Origin of the sequence: Streptococcus sp. AM43-2AT (assembly GCF_003603405.1) — a bacterium.
GTDB classification, from domain to species: Bacteria; Bacillota; Bacilli; order Lactobacillales; family Streptococcaceae; genus Streptococcus; species Streptococcus ilei.
The window spans coordinates 173,145-195,333 of record NZ_QTND01000002.1; the positions used below are offsets into that span (position 1 = coordinate 173,145).

13 protein-coding genes are annotated in these 22,189 nt (G+C 42.8%); 7 read left to right on the top strand and 6 right to left on the bottom strand.

Annotation, left to right across the window (positions count from 1 at the left end):
- Nucleotides 1–17: 17 nt before the first annotated feature.
- Entirely contained in the window at nucleotides 18–512 is a 495-nt protein-coding gene (locus DW930_RS05500) for a single-stranded DNA-binding protein (protein WP_006595680.1), read from the bottom strand.
- Nucleotides 513–538: 26 nt separating this feature from the next.
- Entirely contained in the window at nucleotides 539–829 is a 291-nt protein-coding gene (gene rpsF, locus DW930_RS05505; protein ID WP_023024266.1) for a 30S ribosomal protein S6, read from the bottom strand.
- Between the two features lie 278 nt (nucleotides 830–1,107).
- Here rpsF and DW930_RS05510 point away from each other — a divergent pair, with 278 nt between their 5' ends.
- The 4 genes from DW930_RS05510 (at nucleotide 1,108) to DW930_RS05525 (ending at nucleotide 4,616) form a co-directional block, all read left to right on the top strand.
- Complete coding sequence (locus DW930_RS05510; RefSeq protein ID WP_123159526.1) at nucleotides 1,108–2,160, top strand: bifunctional glycosyltransferase family 2/GtrA family protein; 1,053 nt, start codon at nucleotides 1,108–1,110, stop codon at nucleotides 2,158–2,160.
- Nucleotides 2,147–3,049 carry a phosphodiester glycosidase family protein gene (locus tag DW930_RS05515; protein WP_123159527.1) on the top strand — a complete coding sequence of 301 codons (903 nt, stop codon included), beginning with the start codon at nucleotides 2,147–2,149 and terminating at the stop codon, nucleotides 3,047–3,049. Before DW930_RS05510 ends, DW930_RS05515 begins: the two co-directional genes overlap by 14 nt.
- Nucleotides 3,030–3,446 carry a hypothetical protein gene (locus DW930_RS05520; protein WP_120702328.1) on the top strand — a complete coding sequence of 139 codons (417 nt, stop codon included), beginning with the start codon at nucleotides 3,030–3,032 and terminating at the stop codon, nucleotides 3,444–3,446. Before DW930_RS05515 ends, DW930_RS05520 begins: the two co-directional genes overlap by 20 nt.
- A 258-nt stretch (nucleotides 3,447–3,704) precedes the next feature.
- Nucleotides 3,705–4,616, top strand: a complete 912-nt coding sequence (locus tag DW930_RS05525) for a DUF4839 domain-containing protein (RefSeq protein WP_120701658.1) — start codon at nucleotides 3,705–3,707, stop codon at nucleotides 4,614–4,616.
- A gap of 188 nt (nucleotides 4,617–4,804) precedes the next feature.
- Here the strand turns inward: DW930_RS05525 and DW930_RS05530 are convergent, their stop codons facing one another.
- The 3 genes from DW930_RS05530 to DW930_RS05540 form a co-directional block, all read right to left on the bottom strand.
- The gene (locus DW930_RS05530; protein ID WP_123159528.1) at nucleotides 4,805–9,235 is read right to left on the bottom strand and encodes an SGO_0316/SGO_0317 family LPXTG-anchored serine peptidase; all 4,431 of its coding nucleotides are present in this window, start codon (nucleotides 9,233–9,235) and stop codon (nucleotides 4,805–4,807) included.
- 80 nt (nucleotides 9,236–9,315) lie between these two features.
- Nucleotides 9,316–13,665 carry an SGO_0316/SGO_0317 family LPXTG-anchored serine peptidase gene (locus DW930_RS05535; protein ID WP_123159529.1) on the bottom strand — a complete coding sequence of 1,450 codons (4,350 nt, stop codon included), beginning with the start codon at nucleotides 13,663–13,665 and terminating at the stop codon, nucleotides 9,316–9,318.
- A 235-nt stretch (nucleotides 13,666–13,900) separates the two neighbouring features.
- Nucleotides 13,901–16,285 (bottom strand): phosphoketolase family protein, encoded by a 2,385-nt coding sequence (locus tag DW930_RS05540; protein ID WP_123159530.1) that lies wholly within the window; start codon nucleotides 16,283–16,285, stop codon nucleotides 13,901–13,903.
- A 360-nt stretch (nucleotides 16,286–16,645) separates the two neighbouring features.
- Between DW930_RS05540 and DW930_RS05545 the strand changes: the two genes are divergently transcribed.
- A complete protein-coding gene (locus tag DW930_RS05545; protein WP_123159531.1) occupies nucleotides 16,646–17,617 on the top strand; it encodes a hypothetical protein in 972 nt (323 codons plus the stop codon).
- A gap of 109 nt (nucleotides 17,618–17,726) precedes the next feature.
- Here the strand turns inward: DW930_RS05545 and hutI are convergent, their stop codons facing one another.
- Nucleotides 17,727–18,974 carry an imidazolonepropionase gene (gene hutI / locus DW930_RS05550; RefSeq protein ID WP_023024275.1) on the bottom strand — a complete coding sequence of 416 codons (1,248 nt, stop codon included), beginning with the start codon at nucleotides 18,972–18,974 and terminating at the stop codon, nucleotides 17,727–17,729.
- Between the two features lie 200 nt (nucleotides 18,975–19,174).
- Here hutI and DW930_RS05555 point away from each other — a divergent pair, with 200 nt between their 5' ends.
- Both DW930_RS05555 and ftcD read left to right on the top strand, forming a co-directional pair.
- Nucleotides 19,175–21,205: a urocanate hydratase gene (locus DW930_RS05555; protein ID WP_023024276.1), complete on the top strand. Its 2,031-nt coding sequence runs from the start codon at nucleotides 19,175–19,177 to the stop codon at nucleotides 21,203–21,205.
- A gap of 83 nt (nucleotides 21,206–21,288) precedes the next feature.
- Nucleotides 21,289–22,188, top strand: coding sequence for a glutamate formimidoyltransferase (gene ftcD, locus DW930_RS05560; protein WP_123159532.1), 900 nt, complete (start codon nucleotides 21,289–21,291; stop codon nucleotides 22,186–22,188).
- The last annotated feature ends 1 nt before the right edge of the window (nucleotide 22,189 follow it).

The window sequence follows — 22,189 nt, forward strand, 5'->3', positions numbered from 1 at the left end:
ATTCGTTAAACCCATTCTTAGAATGGTAGATCGTCATCCGAGATGTCCATTGGATTAGCTCCGAATGGATTGTCATCACGTCCAAAGTTTGGTGTTGCGTTCGATGGTTCAGATCCTCCAAAGCTTGGAGCTGCATTTCCTGCAAATCCTCCAGCTGAAGCATAGCCTCCACCAGCTTGTCCTTCACGATTCGCGCGGCTTTCCAACAATTGGAAGCTGTCCGCTACGACTTCAGTGACATAAACACGTTGACCTTGCTGATTCTCATAATTACGAGTCTGGATACGACCTGTAATCCCAACTAAGGCACCCTTTTTAGCCCAATTTGCTAAATTTTCAGCTTGTTGACGCCAAATCACACAGTTGATAAAGTCCGCATCTCGTTCACCATTTTGGTTTTTAAAATTACGGTTAACAGCAAGTGAGAATGTCGCAACAGCCTGATTTTGAGGGGTATAACGAAGTTCAGCATCTCGAGTCATACGACCTACAAGTACAACATTGTTAATCATTAGTCACCTTCTTTATTCGTTAGGGCTTACGCGTCAACTTTTACGATCATGTGACGAAGAATGTCACCGTTGATTTTTGAAAGACGGTCGAACTCGTTAAGAGCTACATCGTCGTTCGCTTCAACGTTTACGATGTGGTAAAGTCCTTCACGGAAATCTTGGATTTCGTATGCAAGACGACGTTTTTCCCAATCTTTTGATTCAACAACAGTTGCACCGTTGTCAGTCAAGATAGAGTCAAAGCGTGCTACCAAAGCGTTTTTAGCTTCTTCTTCAATGTTTGGACGAATAATATAAAGAATTTCGTATTTAGCCATTGATATGTTCCTCCTTTTGGTCTAATGACCCCAAGTCTTCGCAAGGGGTAAGTGAGGTTTGCTCACAAGAAACTATTATACCAGACTTTGCGATAGATGGCAAGTGAAAATACGTTCTCTTGATTCTTTTCGAAGAAATTTATTTTTCTTCTATGTATTTCTCAAGTTTTTTGACAGTAAGGAAATCTCTTCCTTTCCTTAAAGAAAACTGATATCAGTTACCTTTAAGAAAGAGCCGTTATACTACCTTCATCACAAACAAGAAACGAGGAACGCTTATGAATTATTTAGTCATCCCCGCTTATCAACCCGATCAAAAACTTCTCAAACTGGTTCAAAAATTGAGAGAAAAATGTGACTTCTCCATTATCGTTGTGGACGATGGTAGTTCTGAGGAGTGCCAAGCTATTTTTGAAAAATTAGACGGGCTAGCTACCGTTCTTCACCACGAAGTGAACCTTGGTAAAGGAGGAGCTCTCAAAACAGCCTACACCTACATTCAAGAGCAAGGGCAATACGGGACAGTCATCACTGCCGATGCCGATGGCCAACATAAGGTATGGGATATCTTCCGTGTGGCCAATCAATCGCAAGAAAATCTAAACCAATTGATTTTAGGGGCACGCGCCTTTTCAGGCAAGGTTCCTTTGCGTTCTGCTTTTGGAAATAAGTTGACCCGCTTCTTGTTCAAGCAACAAACAGGGGTCCCTGTGACGGATACGCAGACTGGCCTTAGAGCCTTTACAACTAACATGATTCCTTTTATGTTAGAAATTGAGGGACAACGGTATGAGTACGAAATGAATGTGCTCCTTGCAGCGAGCAAGACATTTCCCATCTTAGAAGTTCCAATTGAAACAGTCTATATCAATGACAATGAAGGGTCCCACTTCCGCCCTGTTCGAGATGGCCTCATGATTTACAAGGACATGTTCAAGTTCGCTCTCTCCTCTCTAAGTAGCTTTATCGTTGACTATCTGGTCTATGCCTTTTTCCTTTTCGTGATGATGGCGGTGCCGATTACTCTCCGGATCCTCCTGGCAAACGGGATTGCTCGTGTGACGAGCTCTATCTTTAACTACTCGACCAATAAACGTCTCGTCTTTAAGAACAAAGACAGCGTGGCCCGAACCGGAAGTGGTTACTTGGGACTTGCTATTGGACTCTTTATTCTCGATACCCTCTTGATTCGACTTTTCTATACAAGCTTCGGTCTCCATTTGCTCCTCAGCAAGGTGATCGTCGGACTCTTGCTTTTCGTCGTCTCATGGCTGATTCAGAAAAAAATCATTTTCAAGGAAAGGACTGCACCTACTCATGAAATTCTTTAAAAAATCTTATACTTACGCTGCTTGTTTTGGTATCCTGCTAACAAGCTCCTTCAGCTATTCTATGCTCAAGACCTTCGTCTTATCGGATGCTATCCAAACCGTCAAAGCAACGACTACTGATACTAAAGCTGCTAAACAAGCTGTGGCTTCTGCGACAACTACAGATAGCAGTTACTCCGATGACAATATCCAGGTAAACTTGACAGAAAAAACAGTTGAAAATACCCAGGTTTACATTGCAGATATTACGGTTAGCTCCTCAGACTATCTCAAGACGGCTCTAGCCCAAAATACCTATGGAACAAACGTGACAGCTAAGACATCTGTCACGGCAGCTGAGAATAATGCTATTCTAGCCGTCAATGGTGACTACTACGGAGCCAATAGTACCGGCTATGTCATCCGAAACGGAGTGGTTTATCGCGATACGGTTCGTGAAGACTCTAGCAATGGCGACCTAGCCATTTATAAGGATGGTTCCTTCAAGATTATTTACGAAGATGAAATCTCAGCTGAGCAATTGGTCAAAGATGGGGTCGTCAATCTCCTTGCCTTCGGACCTTCCTTGGTTGAAGATGGGGAAATTGTCGTTGATACTAATTCGGAAGTAGGTCAATCCATGTCTTCTAACCCACGAACAGCCATCGGGATCATCGATGAAAACCGCTACATCATTGTCGTCTCAGATGGACGTACTTCAGAGAGTGAAGGTCTTTCTCTCTACCAATTAGCTGAAGTGATGAAATCTTATGGCGTTAAAACAGCCTATAACCTGGACGGTGGTGGTTCTTCTACCCTTTACTTCAACGGCCAGGTTATTAACAAACCAACAACAAATGGTACTATCTCAGAAAGGGCGGTGAGTGACATTGTCTACGTCGGTTACTAATCCTATTAAACAACGAGTGAAAAAGACCATCCTCTGGTACACTCTAATCTCAGCATTCTTCTTTGTCGGAAGTCGCATCTACGAACACTTTAGTTTTGGGGAAACCTCTGCCTTCATGCACTACCTCTTCTTGATTCCTTTGATCGGTGGTGCCCTGCTAGTGGCTCTGCAATTAGTGGTAAAAGGCCTTTCTCGAATCACGCTCAATCTTTGGAACTCTGCAGTTGCTACGGCAACTGCAGGAGCCCTCTACCGAGGCATTGTCAACCTATCAGGTCGCTCAACAACTCTTGACCAACCTTACTATTATGTCGCAGGGATCTTCCTAATTCTCGCCCTCGTCAGCCTCTTCTTTGTCCGCAGTGTCTGGGTGAAGAAAGTGGAAATGAACACTTAATCAACTATTGATCAAATGTCGTAGTCAATATAAGCTACGACTTTTTTATATGTCTTTTCCCTAAATAAAGAAAGATACAGAATTTTCAAGGTAAATATGTTTATCTAAAAAACAAATGTGGTAATTATATACCTCGTTTATATGTAACAATAATGAAATTATTAAATTTCTTTTCTATTACCTTGACGTTTTATCAATAGATTTATATAATAAAAACAAAAGAATATATTAACAATATAATCGAAAAGGAGATTAATTATGAAAATTATCAAAAGTACAATCTTATCTATTATCGTCATACTTTTTTTGAGTTCGTGCTCAGAAAATAAAGATAATTTCCAATCGACCAATATAAAATTGCCTATATCATCTAAGAACATAAATAAGAAAAATTATAAAGTCGTCGTTAACCAATTAAAAGATGCTGGTTTTACAGATGTCAAAACTGATAAAATAGAAGATCTTGTCACTGGTTGGTTAAAAAAAGATGGAGAAATTGAAAGTGTGACTATTAACGGAGATACTGATTTTACCGAGGGACAAGAATTCCCTAAAAATGCTAAAATTACAGTAATCTATCATACCTTTAAAGAAGATAAATCTGAAAACAAAGAAACTAAAGATTCAACACAGAAGAAAGATAAAAACACAAAAAAGAACTCTAGTTCCTCTTCAGTTGACACTAAGTCCTCTCCTAGTTCCTCCAAAACTTCTTCTAGTTCAACCACGACTTCATCAAGCTCCTCTCAAGCATCTTCAAACACATCTGACACTCCTACTCCATCTGAAACACAGGTTATTAATCCTGATAACAATCCTGAATTTGCTTCTATATTAAAAACTGAAGATCCAACTGCAATTTCAAATTTTGTTCAAAAATTCAAGGGGAAAGTTGTTGAATTTAATGGCTATATAGCTTATTTCAATCCTCATGGAAATTATAAAACGCGTTATGATATTTTAATCTATGCAGGTGATTATCCTGGCCCTGATCTTGCTTCTCCAGGTCCAGCCTTTCAATTCAATGATGTTGCTCCAACCTCCGTCTTTAGGAATTTCAGTGGAGATGGTATTGGGATCGGTCAAAACATTCATATAAAAGCTACTATTCGAGAATTTTCTACAGGTGAACTTTTTATACTAGATCCAATTGAAGTGACAGAACGCTAAATAGCTTATATTATTTATAATTTTTGATCAATAATCTCTATTAAATTAAGGCTTCAACAATAAAAGTTATATTTGAATGCTAATAAACGAACACGTGATTGATTACTAATACAATATGTATCTAATCGCTTAATACAAAGAAAATATTAAAAAGGAAGTCCTCCTAGAGAGGAATCTTCCTTTTTTTATTAGTTTTCTTCACGTTTTTTGCGAGCTACAAACCCTGCTACAGCCAGTGAGGTCATACCAAGGAGGCTGAGGACTGTTGAAACCAAGTCTTCTTGACCTGTTTTTGGAAGACCAGTTACTGGTGTAGATGTAACTACAGCTTCTTGAGCACCTGTATGATAGGTAACAGCGACTGGTTTAACCTTGTCTGATTCTTTGCTTTCTGATTCAGTTGGTTGAACTGTTGGTTTGGTTGGCAGCACTGGAGCTACAGGAGTTGCTGGATCCACTGGTGCTACGATCGCTCCACCGTACTCTTCTGGGCTAGCTTTGACGAAAGAAAGAAGATGGAAATTGATCTGATTGGCCACTTCATAAAGGAAATCATTTTCCGATGCACGATAGCCTGCCGGGAGTTCCACATGGACACGATAAGATCCGTTCATCAGCATGGTCTCAAAGCGCTGCAAATCATAGATGCTTTGTGGAAGAAGGCGACTAATACCGTCTTTGCCTACCACTTTTACGACCGTTCCTATCGGAACTGGCTGATCAAATCCAATAGTGAGTTTATTTTCATCTAAATAGTGGAAGGCAAAGGTCACTTTCGGCTGTGGATTTTCAGGTGAAATGGTCACCTTCTTCACCAATTCTGTTCCCCAATCATAATGGTAATCCGATAAGGTGATTTTGACTATATAAGTACCGAAAGGCAAGTCTGGGAAGGTACCGCCATTGTAGGAAGCATTGAACTCTCCTTCCACAACCCGCCCTTGGTCATCCACTACCTGGTAACGAACGACAGATGGATAATAAGAAATCACTTCTCCACTGCTATCTTTAAAGACGACCTCTAAGGTCCCCTTTTCAGCCTTTGGTTTTTCAGTCTCTGTCTCGGTTGGTTGTTCATCTGAGCTGGCTTCATTCGTTGGGGGCGTTGCCTCTATTTTCTTCCCTTTGATGTCCATCTCAGTGGTATTGTAGACCTTATCCCAAATGCTATAACGAACAGTAGAGAGGTCCACCCCTTCTGGAAGCAGATAACTGCCGTCCTCTTGAGGTTCCAAGGCTACTGTTTCCCCGTCCTTGACGTAGGACAGATAAGTTCCTGCTAGTCCACTGCCGGTTTCAATCACCTTACCTGGACGGAAAATCCGGGTCTTTGGATCGTACTGAGCACTTCCAGTCTCTATGCTTGGAGCCGTATTGTCAATCTTAACCTTGAAGTTGAGTTCTTGTTGTTTGGCTCCTGAAGCAGTCGGACGGTAGGTAATCACAAATTGGTATTCTCCATCTGGCAATTGTTTGCCATCTTTGTCCAATCCTTCCCAAGAGATTTCATAAAACTCTTCACTGCGATTCCCAATCCGGTAACTCCAGTCGGTCTTTCGATGCACTTCATTTCCAACTTCGTAAATCGGGTTGGTACGAGCTGTGTCATCCTTCTTGTAGACAGAAAGATGGACATTTTCGACATTGCGAAGCATGACGGCCTTTACCTTGATGCTATCAAAGCTGGAATCATTATTTGGAGAGAAGTAGAGTTGGTCCCCATCAAAGTTATCCCCATCTTGACCTAGAGTTTTGGCTACAGACTCTCCATTTTCATAGACATAACTAATCAAAGAAGTAAAATGGTTGTCTGGATGACGCTCTGGCGTTTCTGGGACTTTTTCATCTGGATAGTCTGTCTTGTCCTTGTAGTAGTAAAATGGCTTGTCACTACCTGTATATTCGTAGATAGGCTTTTCGATCCCGCGAAGATTTTGGTAATCTCCATGGAAGCCAACATAAGGGAGACTGACCAGATGTTTGTTGGTGCTGGCATCTTTGACAAGTACAAAACCTTCTAAGAAATAACCATTTGGCATTTGCTTGCTGAGCTCTTCCTTGTACTTGCTCGCGTCAACTGACACGTGGATCGTCCGCTGACCATTGGCTGGAATCGTGATGGTTTCCTTGCCATCTAGGGTTTCTAAGAGACGAGGATGAAGGGTGAATTTGCCATCCTGGACTTGGTCTGTCTGAAGGGTGGTTTCATAGTGGATAGACTGATCTTGATTGGAAAGATTGTGGATGGTTACATCAAATTCAAAGGTATCGGTGACATTGCCAAGTGTTAGACTGCTTTTGGCATCTTTGGCTGTTACATAGAGATTCCCTAGAGCTGCAGCTGTAACATCCATAACCCCTGCCCCTTGCTGACGAACAGAAGAATAGGCCTGGGTCTCCTCATCCACATGTGGAACGGCCGTACTCATGGTCATTTGTTTGACAAGAACTTGCAACTGTTCTGGACTGAGATGAGGGAAGCGCTCCTTCAAGGCTTGTTTCACCAGCACAGTGGCTCCTGCTGCATGGGGAGAAGCCATACTGGTCCCCCTATCCATATAGTACTCTCCATTATTAACAGATGAATAAATCATACCTCCTGGGAGGGTGACATCTGGTTTGAGGTCGCCATCAGCTGATAGGCCCCAAGATGAGAAGTCGGATAGTTGATTAGCCGCATCGTAAGGTACACGTTTGAATTTGTTGGCAATATGGAGCTGGTAGTCATTGGCATGTTGAGCTAGGACACTTCCGGCATCATGCCCAATGACCCCAACTGGGAATCGTTCTCCGAGACCTTCTAAGTCAAATCCTACGGGATTATTGCCCTGCTCCTCGGTCTGGTAAAAGATCACACCTGTTGCTCCAGCTCTTTTAAGTTCTTTGATCTTATCCACATCAGAAACTTCGCCACCTCGTTCAGTAAGGACTAAGTGCCCATTGATACTATCAGCTTGGTAGTGGTCGATCCCTCCCTTTTCCACATGGAGATAGCTTTGAGGGATCGTCGTACGAAAGGCATCGCGTTCTACAAAGGAGTGCATTGGAATTTTGCCATCTGGAAAGTCTTTTGAACCTTTTAATGCTTCTACTGTCAGACTTGCTTCTGTCGACTCATGCTTGGTCAGACTATTAATCGAAGCGACCGAAAGGACATTGGGATTGACGGATGGGGTCCCTGTCATTCCATAATCTGGTGTGCTTGCAAGTGGCTTGCTGTGCCAGAAGCCATTGGTGGCCATATTGGTAGAAGCAACTGTAATGGTTACTCCCGCCTTTCTTGCTGCATCAAAGGCCTGGCGCGTGATTTCTCCTACATCATAAATAGAGCCTGATGCGGTTCCCAAACTCATATTGATGGAATCAGCCCCTAATTTGATGGCATCTTCTACCGCCTTGGTATAGATGAAATTTTGAACCTGCCCGCCCTTGGTGTCTGAGAAAACACGTAAAAACATGAGCTGGGCTTCTGGAGCGACACCTCGGATAATTTCACCATTTGGGGATGGTTGAGAGGCATTCCCCACAGCCGTTCCTGCCACGTGGGCTCCGTGAGAGATTGGATCGTCTTCTTTAACATTATCATTCATATCACTATAGTTGTGAACGTAGACGACTTTATTGTTGTACCATTTTCCGTAAGTGATGCCTGCTTTTTTCTTGGCTTCTTCAATTTCTGCTTCACTCTTGTACTTGGCCTTACTGATATCCGTCAGGCGGAAAATATCGTGTGCCGGATCTACCCCTGAATCGATAACTGCTACAACCTGTCCCTGACCCTTGATGCCTTTATCCCAGAGTGGCTGTAAATTGATGAGGCTATTTTCTTCACTGACCTTGGTCGTAGTCGAAGCTGGTGATGCAGGAGCAGGCTGGTCCTCCGCTACTCTGGTCCGACCGAGTGGAGCATAATCTACGGCATCTACACGTGCTAGTCCCCGGATCTTTTTAGCATCTCCATAGGTCGTCTCTAGAGCCAGTCCATTAAAGAGCAAATTAACGTCATACAATTTTTTGAACTGAATGGATTGTCTTTCAAGTTCTTTCAAAAATTGTTCATGATCTTGGTTGGTTTGCTGGATACGAGCTTCTTTTGAAGTCGGAGATCCTGCACCACTTCCATCCGAAACCTTTTCTTTCAGGCGAACTAGGACCTCGACTGGACTTGCATCTTCTAGAGTTTCTTTAGCTACTTCCTTGGGAGTGTCCGTCGCAACAACTTCAGGATTGTCTTTTGGCCTTGCAATAACAGAAGGGGACAAGGACTTTTCTTCTTTTAAGTGCTCATTTGAAGGAATGCTAGCAACTGAAGAAGTGTTCTGGGGTTGCTTTGCCTGGTCCTTCCCCTCTGTCTCTGCTGGAGCAGGGACAACGGAAGCCGATTCTTCTACTGGTACAGCAGGGATATCTTCCTTAGCAGCAACGATTGGCGGCTCTGTTGCCTTTTCATCTGTCGTTGTGCTATCGGATACTAGTACCGAAGAATCTACTGCTGTTGGAGTCGGTGTTACAGTATCGGCTGAAGCCACCGATCCCATAAAGACCATACCAATCAAGACTGAAGCAACTCCAACCGCATATTTACGGATGGAAAAACGTTGTTGTCGATGAAATTCCATAAAAACTCCTTTTTATATACTTGGTTAAGTCAGCTCTTACACCACCTTAACCCAACTCGATTCTCTCTACTAAGAGATAGTTATACTTGATCTGGATGATTTTTCTTCATTCGGATCACACCGAAAGTGAGAAGAAGAACCATAAAGCCTACAATCCCTAGCTGCTCATTTTCCTGTCCTGTTTTTGGTAGAGAAGTTACTGGTCGATGAGTGACTTGCTGAGCCTCCTGATCCATTTCGGTTTCACCTTTTTGTGTCATAGATGACGGTTGAGGAGTGACTTGTTGAGCCCCCTGATCTATTTCTGTTTTACCTTTTTGTGTCATAGATGACAGTTGGGGAGTGGATGGGACAGTTGGTTTTTCCACCTGTTCTTCTGAGACTTCTACAAAACTGGTCAAGTAGCGATTGATGCCATTAGCTACGGTATAGACGAAATCATTTTCCACTGCCTGATAACCTTTTGGCAGTTCAATATGGATCTGATACTCTCCATTGATTAGGATGCTTTCAAATGTCTTTGGTTCATATAGGGTTTGATCCAACTCCACTTTTTGCCCAGTCTTCCGATCAATAGCAAAGACGCGGGTTCCATCTGGAAGTTCTTTATCAAAGACGAGGTCAAAGCGATTTTTATCGATATAGTGGTAGACAAATTTGACCACTCCTTCAGGGTGCTCCTTGCTCAGTTCGACTGTCACAGTGGTTGGAGATACCCAAGAGTAATTTTGATCTTGGCTGACAACTTTTACAGTGTAGGTTCCAAATGGAAGACTTGGTAGTGGGTCTTCGTAATAGCTGTTAAATTCCTGGTCAACCCGATTTCCCTTGCTATCAAAGACTTGGTAACGCATCATTTCTGGGTATTGATTAGTTGCTTCGCCTTTTTCATCTACAATTTGTACCTCTAGGCGACCGACCGTTGCTTGGCTAGTCGCAGCGATCGGGCTTGCTTCCTCCGTCCCTGATTTTTCTGTCGTTTTTTCTTCTGAAACAGTCTTACCATCCAAGGTTAAGGTGTTGGTATTGTTGACCTGGTCCCAAATATAGAAGCGCACAGTTTTTAGATCTACTCCTTCTGGAATAGAGTAAGTTCCATCTTCATTTGGACTAATTTCCACTTCCTGACCATCTTTTTGGTAAGAGAGGTATTTTCCAGCTAGCCCACTACCCGTTTCAATAATCTCACCCGGCTTAAAGATACGAGTTGCTGGATCAAAAAGATCCTTGGTATTAGCCAGTTGTGGCACTTGCTTATCGACTCGGACCTTTAGAACAATCTCTTGAGGTTTGGCACCTGGTGTGCTTGGACGATAAGTGACTACATATTGATAGTCCCCATCTGGCACTAGCTGATTGTTATTGTCCTTGCCTGCCCACTGAGTTGCATAAAGAATCTTACTACGGTCATTAATTCGCCAACCATAGTCGGATTTCTTCTGACTTTCATTGCCTTGTTCAAAAATAGGGTGCTCGCGTTTGAGGTCATCTGCACGATAGACCGACAAATGAATATTGTCTACATTTCTCAAAACTACTGCATTGAGCTTGACACTATCATAGGAACCATCATCATTTGGCGAGAAGACTAGTTGGTTTCCATCATAATGCCCGTCTTTTTCTCCTAGAACAACCTGTACTTCTTTACCCCCACGCCAAATAGTGCTGACCAAGGCTGTAAAGTGATCTCCTGAGTCTTTTTCAGGTTTATCTGCTTTTTCATTTGCATAATAATAGAATGGTTTTTCATCCCCAGTGAAGGCATAGATAGGCTTTTCGATACCTGGTAAGTCCTGATACTGCCCTTTGAAGCCGATATATGGAAGACTGACGAGGTCTTTCTTGGTTTTGGTATCTTTAAAGAAGACAAATCCTTCTAAAAAGTAACCATTCTTCATTTGATTGGTGAGTTCACTTGTAAAGGCACTGGTATCTACAGAAATTGGAACTGTCACACTTCCCATAGCTGGAACATGAATGGTTTTTTCTCCCACTTGATCCAATAGCTGACGCATCTTCAAGCTAATGCGACCATTTTCCACCTGATCAGTATTGACGACCGTATGATAAGCGAGGTCTTTTGCTTCTGAGCTTAGGTTGTGCACCGTAACCTCGAACGTAAAGGTATCCTTGACATTGCCAAGCGTCAAACTGCTGTTTGTTCCTTTTCCACCTGTTACAAAGACATCCCCAAAAGCTGCAGCTGCAGCATCCATGAGACCAGATCCTTGTTGACGGACAGATGAGTAGCTCTTACTTTCCTGATCAAAATGAGGTCTGGCTGTACTCATGACTAATTGGCGCAAAAGCGTATGGATTTGCTCTGGACTGTAAGTTGGGAACCGCTGTTCTAGAGCTTGCTTGATCAAGGCTGTTGCCCCTGCTGCATGGGGCGTCGCCATACTAGTCCCTTCATCCATATCATACAAACCATCTGGAATCGCTGAATAGACCATTCCACCAGGTAAAGTAACGTCTGGCTTTAGTTTTCCTTCTGCAGAAAGCCCCCAACCCGTAAAGAAGAGCATCTTGTTTGCTTCACTATAAGGTACTTTCTTGACTTCTTGGTGGAAGATGAGCTCGTATTCTCCAGCATGAGCAGCTAGCTCTTTTCCGATAGCATGGTTCAAGACGCTGACCGGATAGAAGGAACCCCAATAGCCCATCGGAAGTTTTTGGAGGCTATCTCCTTGCTCTTCATTCTGATAAACCAAAACACCTTTTGCACCTGCTTGTCTGAGGGCATTGACCTTCTCTTCATCCGTCACATCCCCGCCACTCTCAACCAGAGCAATTTTTCCTTTCACCGCAGCATTTCGGTAAGTATCTACTCCACCTTTTTGAACTGAAACATAGGACTGAGGACCTTCTGCTGGGAAAATCAGTCGATAGACAGGGAGATCTACGAGGCCATTTTGGAATTCTTTCTTATCCTTTAGAGCCGGAATTTCCAGACGCATGGTCGTTTTGTGATTAATCTGATTATTGAAGGCACCAATAGCTAGAACCCCATCTTCAATGGCGGGTTCATCAATCGTTCCAGTATCCGGTGCATCTGCTTTTGGCTTAGCCTGCCAGTATCCACTCACGGCGTAATTCCCTGCTGCAGCATTGATGACAACACCGGCTTTACGAGCGAATTCGAAGGCTTGACGGGTTAAGGGATTGGTATCTGCTTCAGACCCATTGACCCCACCAAAACTCATATTGATGGTATCTGCACCTAGCTTGACTGCATCTTCAACGGCCTTGGCTACGATAAATCCTTGTTCTGTCATACCCTTCTTATCAGAGAAAACACGCATAAAGATAAGCTGAGCCTCTGGTGCGACACCCTTTAGATATTCACCAGTTGGCACAGGTTTTGTCGCATTCCCAACAGCCGACCCTGCCACGTGGGTCCCATGCGAACGTGGATCGTCTTCTCGAATCTCATCGTTCATATCTGAATAATTATAGGCATAAACCACCTTATCGTTGTACCACTTTCCATAAGTGATACCTGCCTTTTTCATAGCAGCTTCCATCTGCTCTTTATTCTGGTATTTGGCTTTGCTTTTATCCGTTAAACTAAAGAAATTATGGTGGACATCAAGGCCCGTATCTAAAACGGCTACCACCCGACCTTGGCCCTTGATTCCTTTGTCCCAGAGAGGCTGTAAATTGATCAACTCATTTTCATCACTAACTTTTGTAGGAAGTAGGGTATTCTGCTTCATTGCGCTAGGCTGTGCATCCGCCTGAGCCGTTAAGGGAGTAATTTCTACCTTTTCCACACGCGCTAACTGACGAATCTTCAAGGCATCCTTGTACTTGGTTTCTAGAACGAAACCATTAAAGACCAGATCAAAATCGGCTAATTTCGTATATTCAATGCCTTTTTCCTTTAGTTCATTTAATACTGCTTCCTTGATTGGTGCATTATCCTTGATCTGCTCTGCAATACTGAGAGGAGCCGTTGCATCTTGTTTCTTGGTCTCCAAACGCACCAAGGCCTGAACACGGCTTTCATCTACTACGGTTGCTGAGGTAGCTTCTTTATTGGCTACTACCTGAGGTGCTGAAATAGTGCGATCTTCTTGCTCCTTCTTTTCAATACCATCTTTTTCAAGAATAGGGTTCGAAGCTGGATTGGTTTGAGTAGGGGAAGGGGCTATTTCAACAGTTTTCTCAGCCTTCGGTTGCTCTTGTGGAGAAGATTCCTCCCTCCCTTTATCCGTCGATAAATCTTCGTTTGAGCCTTTATCCTGTCCTGCTGACAGATTCACCTCTTGGCTTTCTTCTTTTGCTACAATAGCAGGTACATCTACCTGTCCTTCCTGCTCCTGGGCTAAAACAGTCGCCCCACAAAAAAAGCATCCGACAAGCACTGATACTAAGCCGACTGCATATTTTCGTAAAGAAAAACGTTGTTGTCTGTCGCTCACCATAACCAGACCTCCTTTTAAATTTGTAAGCGGTTTCCGCACCTATATTTTAGTCCTAATCTTATGCAAAGTCAATGCAATCTAAAAAAATATACTATTTTATTGAATTTTGACAGATTTCTCTATCCAGTATTCGAGAATCTGTTTTTGCCCAGTAGTATTCCTTGTACAAAGATACCTGTTTTAAAATTATAAAAAAAAGAAATCAGAATAATTTCTGATTTCTTTTGAAATAAACTTATTTATTTACATTTTCCCATTTCCAGTTGTGTACTTCTGGGATATCATCACCGTGTTCACGAATGTAGGCATTATGGAAGGCAATTGTCTCATCCATTTGAGCTGCAAATTCACTTGCTGCTTCTCCAAGAGCTGCATTGGCTGCATCTTGTGCCAAGTGGAAGCGATCCAATTCAGACATGACACGCATGTCGAATGGTGTTGTGATGTCTCCGTTTTCACGGTATCCATGCACACGCAAGTTGTGGTTGTGACGGTTGAAGAAGATGTCACGGATCATGCCTTCGTAACCGTGGAAGGCGAAGATGACTGGTTTATCAGTTGTGAAGACTTTGTCGAACTCTTCATCTGAAAGTCCACGCGCATCTACTGAAGGGTGACGAAATTTCAAGATATCTACAACATTGACAAAACGGATCTTCAATTCTGGGAATGCCTTGTGCAAGATTGTGATGGCTGCAAGAGCTTCTAAGTTCGGCTCTGTACCTGCAGCTGCAATGACAAGATCTGGTTCTTCATCTGCTGAAACAGTTGAAGCCCAATCAATCACTTTGTAGCCTTCGCGTACCAATTCTTCAGCTTCATCTGCTGAGTAGAATTGAGGACGTGGGTGTTTAGAAGTAACGACCAAATTGATCACATCTTCTGCCTTGAAGGCTTGGTCCATCACTGCAAGCAAGCTATTGGTATCCGCTGGCAAGTATTCACGGATGTATTCTGGAGTTTTCTCAGCCAAGTGAGTCAAGATACCTGGATCTTGGTGAGTGTATCCATTGTGGTCTTGTTGGAAGACAGTTGAAGTTGCAATCAAGTTCAAGGCTGGGTAGTTTTTACGCCATGTCGTGTGTGTCTTAGATTTACGCAACCATTTGAAGTGTTGAGTGATCATAGAATCTACAACACGAAGGAATGATTCGTAAGAAGCGAAGAATCCATGACGACCTGTCAAGACATATCCTTCAAGCATTCCTTCTGCTTGGTGCTCTGACAATTGAGAGTCAATTACACGTCCAACAGGGCTCAAAGCTTCATCATAGTCAGGTTTCATACGTCCTAACCATTGACGGCTTGTACGTGTGAAGACTTCTTGAAGACGGTTTGATTTGGTTTCATCTGGTCCAAAGATACGGAAGTTGTCTGGGTTTGCATCCACAAGGTCTGCTGCATACTTACCAAATTCGATCATATCTTGTGCCATGATCGCGCCTGGTGTTTCAATCTTGAAGGCGTGTTTCTTCCAATCAGCAGTGTTCATTGGCTTGATTACACCAGCGTTTGTGATTGGGTTCATGGCCATACGACGGTCACCTTTTGGTGCGATTTCAGCAATCTCAGGAAGTAATTTACCGTTTTCATCAAACAATTCTTCTGGACGGTAAGATTCCAACCATGAAAGAAGGGCATCTACATGCTCCATATGGTGAGCATCTACTGGAATTGGAACTTGGTGGGCACGGAATCCACCTTCGATTGGTGTTCCTTCCCAAGCTTTTGGTCCAGTCCAACCTTTCGGAATACGAGCAATCAAAACAGGGTATACCGGTTGAGTTGCTTCTGCTGCAGATCCTTTGCGAGCTTCTGCTTGGACTTTCTTGATTTCTTCAATTGCTTCATCCAATTTTTCTGCAAACAGAGCATGAGCTGCTTCGTGGTCGTCAGAAATAGCTGTCACGTCTGCAAAGATTGGTTTCCAACCAAGACCTTCAAAGAAGAGGGCCAATTCTTCGTCTGTTTTACGTTCGAAGATTGTTGGGTTGTGGATCTTCCCACCGTTGAGGTAGAAGATTGGAAGAACAGCACCATCGTTGACTGGGTTCAAGAAGGTATTGGCTAACCATCCAGCCATCAATGGACCAGTTTCCCCTTCACCATCACCGATAACAGTTGCAGCAATCACATCTGGATTATCCAAAACAGCTCCAGCTGCGTGTGACAATGCATAACCAAGTTCTCCACCTTCGTGGATAGATCCTGGAGTTTCAGGCGCCGCGTGAGATGCAATCCCTCCTGGGAATGAGAAGATTTTACATAGGTGTTTGAAACCTTCTTCATTTTGTGGGATATTTGGATTCAATTCGGTGTAAGAACCATCTAAGTAAGAGTTGGACACCATAACTTGTCCACCATGACCTGGTCCTTCAATGTAGAACATATCCAAGTCATACTTGTTGATTGCACGGTTCAAGTGTGCGTAGATAAAGTTTTGTCCTGGAACAGTTCCCCAGTGTCCGATTGGGTGAGCTTTCAAGTCATTCTCTACTACTTCACGTTTCAAAAGTGGGTTGTCTTTCAAGTACATTTGAGCAGCTGAAATGTAGTTCGCTGCACGCCACCAAGCATCCACTTTATCCAAGTAAGCTTTGCTGTTAAAATCAACAGTCATATTGTCTCCTCTCAAATTCTAGCTATGATTCTGATGAATTAGAATCCAGTGCAAGTATTTAGGTTATAAACATTCTGTCTCACTAAATAAAAACAGAACGAGCGCGAACCAAATTTAATTCAATTCTTTTCTATTCTATCAATAATTTATCTATTTGTATATAGAAAAAAATAAAAAAAATATAGTTTTTTATAAAAAGTTGCAAATTTCTTCTAAAATCAAACCATTTTCCCATCTACTTACAGATAACTTTAGGGGTAAACTGCCTAAAATTCCTTAGGGAATCAGCTAGTTATAAATCTCCTTGTCACCTAAAATTTTTCATGATATACTTTAGATATCAAACTAAAGGAGATCGTTATGTTGAAGGAAAAACGCAATAAAGGATTTGTTTCAGGTCTAGTACTTGCCCTTTTCTTCCTAGTATTCGCAGGTTTAGTATTTTCATTATGGATGCGTCACCAAAATCCTGCCACTAGCTTTGCGAAGGCAGAAAAGTCTGGGGACCCTGTAACGATGCTGATCTATGATATTACCCCAGAACCTGTCGGAACTGTGGGCAAAAGACATGTACTCTATATTGTCCAATACGATAACCAAAATGATGGTAAATATGCAGGGATCGAAGCAAAAAAAGACGATGCTACTATCAAAGCGATTGTCGATAAAGCTCAAAAAGGAGAACTGCAGTCTGATCCTTATCAACTAAAAGGAACACAATTAGCTCCTTTGGCAAAGGATAGCAAAAATACATCTCGTAACGGTCGCATTGTTGGCTACAGTGAGTACATTCATTCCCTCCTTGACCCTACTTCTATCGTATCACTCAATATGACGACTAGCTATTACTTGAGCCTTACGGAATATAACAAAGACTCCTTATTCCTCTTGCTAGGTTCAGTTGCTTTAGCTGGACTTGCCATTACAATGGTTGTAGCTAGCTTCTCCGTTCGGAAACGGACCATTGCTTCCTATCAGGAACTCCACCAAAACTATCCCGAACTCCAAGGAGATCTTAGCCGTTTGGCTGACGAGGCCAGTTACTACAATCAAGATTTAAAAGTTATCTTATACAAAAATCATTTGATCACCTATTTCAGAGGAACACAAACGATCGATTTGCGAGATGTGCAACAACTATACTTACATGTAACTCGCGTTCGTCAATCCGGCATAGCCCGCTCTATCTTCCAATTGTGCTACACCCGCAAGGATAAACCAAAGAAACAGTACCGTTTAGCAATTCGGAATAAGAAGAACGCAGAAGAGCAACTCTACACTCTCTTTGCACAGGTATCTGAGCGATTTCCAGATGTCAAGGTTGGGATTTAAAACGTCCCAATCCCCCTTTAGAAACTCTTTTCTAAGCACTAAAATCCCCTCATCAATTCATTCTGATGAGGGGATTTTTCTTCTTAGGTCTCATTTAAAATAAAGAGAATCAAATTACTTTCTTACCATTCTTATAGACATCTGTCACCAAATTCGTCGCAAAGAAATAGAAGAGATAATCTAGATTTGGTGCGTCGTAAATCGTGATATCAGCCTGTTTTCCAACATCGAAAGAGCCAATCGTTTTGGCACGATCTACTGAATAAGCCGCATTAATAGTCACTGCATTGAGAATTTCAACTGGTGTCAAACGCATCATAAAGCAACCTAGATGCATAGCAAACTGAAGATTGGCTGTCGGACAAGAGCCTGGGTTGCTGTCAGTCGTTAGCGTAATAGCCATACCAGCATCCAACATCTTACGAGCCGGTGCATAAGTATCTTCCATTAGACTGAAGGTTGTTGCCGGCAAAAGATTTCCGATGACTTTAGCGGCTGCTAGTTTCTGAATGCCTTCATCGGTAATCACCATCAAGTGTTCTGCACTAGTGGATTCCAATTCAGCCGCTACATCCACGCCACCGATGGACTCAATCTCATCCGCATGAATCCTTAATTTGAAGCCCATTTCCTTGGCTTTCGACAGAAGGTAGCGAGATTCATCTGCTGTAAAAACACCTTTTTCACAGAAGATGTCACAGAATTCAGCCAGATTGCCTTCTTTCACCTTCGGAAGCATTTGATCAATGATGAGATCTAAATATTCCTTTGAACGGCCCTTGTACTCTGTCGGGATGGCGTGAGCTGCCATAAAGGTCGAAACGAGATCGATTTCATGGTCGTGATTCAAGGCTGCTACCACATCTAATTGCCGTTTTTCAGTTTCCCAATCCAACCCATAACCACTTTTAGCTTCAACAGTTGTCACCCCATGGCGCAACATATAATCCAAAAGACGTTTAGACTTGTCATAAAGATTCTCAAATGAAGCTTCTCGTGTCGCTCGAACAGTGCTCAGAATTCCACCGCCTTGAGCGAGAATATCTAAATAGGAAACTCCCGCTAACTTTTTAGCAAACTCATGCTCACGACTACCTCCATAGACCAAGTGGGTGTGGCAATCGATCAGACCGGGGGTCGCAACTTTTCCTTCACAAGACTTCACTTCCGTATGGTCGTCAATCAATTCTGGATCTGGTTGACCTGTTCCAACTGCAAGAATCTTTCCATCTTTAATGGCAATATATGCATCCGAAAGAATTTGGGCATCTGCCATCTCCTTGCCATAAAGAGGATGGCCTAGATCATTTGGACAAAACAACTGGTTAAAGTGGGTTAATAGTACATCAGCAGACATATGAAAACATTCCTTTCTATTTCCATTATTATTCATTTTACAATTCTAAAGAAAAAGCGTCAAAAAAAAGTCAAAAAGTTTTCCCCTCATTTTTTTTTGCTTTATTAAAAATTAAATTTATTTTTGACTCTTTATTGACGTTTCTTGGATACAATAAAGAAAATATAAATTCATAGTTTATACATAAGGAGGTTCCTACTATGTCATTTATAGACGATAAAGAAATTGCAGCTGCTATGTCTGTCAAACTTGACTTTGATGTCCTACCTGAAAAGGCAACTTTTCAAGAGGGCATCCGTCGTGCACCTGATAGAGGCTTCCGCTTAACGCAAGCTCAAACTGAGATTGCCCTTAAAAACGCTCTGCGTTATATCCCTAAAAAATTCCACCAAGAGTTGATCCCAGAATTTTTAGAAGAACTAAAAACTCGCGGGCGGATTTATGGCTACCGCTTCCGTCCAAAAGATCGGATCTATGGAAAACCAATTGATGAGTACAAAGGAAAATGCACTGCTGCTAAGGCCATGCAGGTCATGATCGATAACAACTTGAGCTTTGAAATTGCCCTTTATCCATATGAATTGGTCACTTACGGAGAAACAGGTTCTGTCTGTGCTAACTGGATGCAGTACAACTTGATCAAGAAATACTTGGAAGTGATGACAGAAGACCAAACCTTAGTTGTTGAATCTGGTCACCCTCTTGGCCTCTTCAAGTCTAAACCAGAAGCTCCTCGCGTTATCATTACCAACGGTCTTTTGATTGGTGAGTATGACAACATGCACGATTGGGAAATCGCTGAAGAGATGGGCGTTACCAACTACGGTCAGATGACTGCAGGTGGATGGATGTATATCGGTCCTCAAGGAATCGTCCATGGTACCTTTAACACCCTTCTCAACGCTGGACGTCTTAAACTCGGCGTTGCTGATGATGGTGACTTAACTGGTAAACTCTTCATCTCATCTGGTCTCGGTGGTATGAGTGGCGCTCAAGGGAAAGCAGCTGAAATTGCAAAAGCTGTTGCGATTGTTGCAGAAGTTGACCTCTCTCGTATCGAAACCCGTCACTCTCAAGGCTGGATTAGCCAAGTGACAGACAGTGCAGAAGAAGCTGTGAAATTGGCCCAAGCAGCGCTGGAAGCTGGTGAATCAACTTCGATTGCCTACCATGGTAATATCGTAGACTTGCTCGAATATGTCAATGAACACCAAGTTCATGTTCATCTCTTGTCTGACCAAACCTCTTGCCACAACGTTTACGATGGTGGGTATTGTCCAGTTGGTATCAGCTTTGAAGAACGGACACGTTTGTTGGCAGAAGACAAAGAAACCTTCCACCGCCTCGTCGATGAAACCTTGGCTCGTCACTTCGCAGTCATCAAAGACTTAACGGCTAAAGGTACTTACTTCTTCGACTACGGTAATGCCTTCATGAAATCTGTTTACGACTCAGGCATCAAGGAAATTTCTAAGAATGGTTTGGATGACAAAGACGGCTTCATTTGGCCATCTTATGTAGAAGATATCATGGGACCTATGCTCTTTGACTATGGTTACGGTCCATTCCGTTGGGTCTGCCTCAGCGGTAAACATGAAGACTTGATTGCAACTGACCATGCAGCGATGGAAGCGATTGATCCAACTCGTCGCTACCAAGACCGTGATAACTACAACTGGATTCGCGATGCTGAAAAGAACCAATTAGTAGTTGGTACTCAAGCTCGTATCCTCTATCAAGATTGTATGGGCCGTGTCAACATTGCTTTGAAATTTAACGAACTCATTCGCCAAGGCAAGATCGGACCTGTCATGATTGGACGTGACCACCACGACGTATCTGGTACAGATGCTCCATTCCGTGAAACATCCAACATCAAAGATGGATCAAACGTTACTTGCGATATGGCAGTTCAATGTTACGCTGGTAACGCTGCTCGCGGTATGAGCCTTGTTGCTCTCCACAATGGTGGTGGTACTGGTATCGGTAAAGCCATCAACGGAGGATTTGGTCTCGTTCTAGACGGTAGCCACCGGATCGATGAAATTATCAAGTCTGCTATTTCATGGGATACCATGGGAGGGGTTGCTCGTCGGAACTGGGCACGGAACGATCATGCTATTGAAACAGCGATCGAATACAACCGTCTCCATGCAGGTACAGACCACATCACCATTCCTTATCTTGCAGATGAAGATTTGGTCAAAGATGCGGTTCAAAAATTGTTTTAATTATAAAAAATAAAAATGGAGAAAGGGAGGAAAATTCAAAGACTCCTCCTCCCCCAACTTCTCCTATAAAAAGAGGTAATCATATGGCAAAAATTGTTGAGTGTATTCCAAACTTTTCTGAAGGACGCAATCAAGCTGTGATCGACGGATTAGTCGCTACTGCAAAAAGCATTCCAGGTGTGACATTATTAGACTACTCGTCTGATGCCAGCCACAACCGTAGCGTCTTTACACTCGTTGGGGATGAAGAAAGCATTCAAGAAGTGGCTTTCCAATTGGTGAAATATGCATCTGAAAACATCGATATGACCAAACACGAAGGCGAACACCCTCGTATGGGAGCAACAGACGTTTGTCCATTCGTTCCGGTCAAAGATATCACAACGGATGAATGTGTTGAAATCGCTAATAAAGTAGCGGAACGCATCAATCGTGAATTAGGGATTCCAATCTTCCTCTATGAAGATGCCGCAACTCGTCCAGAACGCACCAACCTTGCTAAAGTTCGTAAAGGTCAATTCGAAGGCATGCCAGAAAAATTGTTGGAAGAAGACTGGAAGCCAGACTATGGTGAACGCAAGATTCACCCAACTGCAGGGGTTACGGCTGTTGGTGTCCGTATGCCGCTCGTTGCCTTCAATGTCAACCTTGACACAGATGATCTAGAAATTGCCAACAACATTTCGAAAATTATTCGTGGATCCAGCGGTGGATACAAATACTGTAAAGCGATCGGTGTCATGCTAGAAGATCGCAACATCGCCCAAGTTTCTATCAACATGGTCAACTTGGAAAAATTCCCATTGTATCGTGTCGTTGAAACCGTTCGTTTCGAAGCACAACGCTACGGAGTTCGAATCGTCGGAACAGAACTCATCGGACTGGCTCCTGCTAAGGCTTTGATTGACTCTGCTGAGTACTACTTGCAATTAGAAGACTTTGACTACAGCAAACAAGTCTTAGAAAATCACTTGTTGGGTTAGA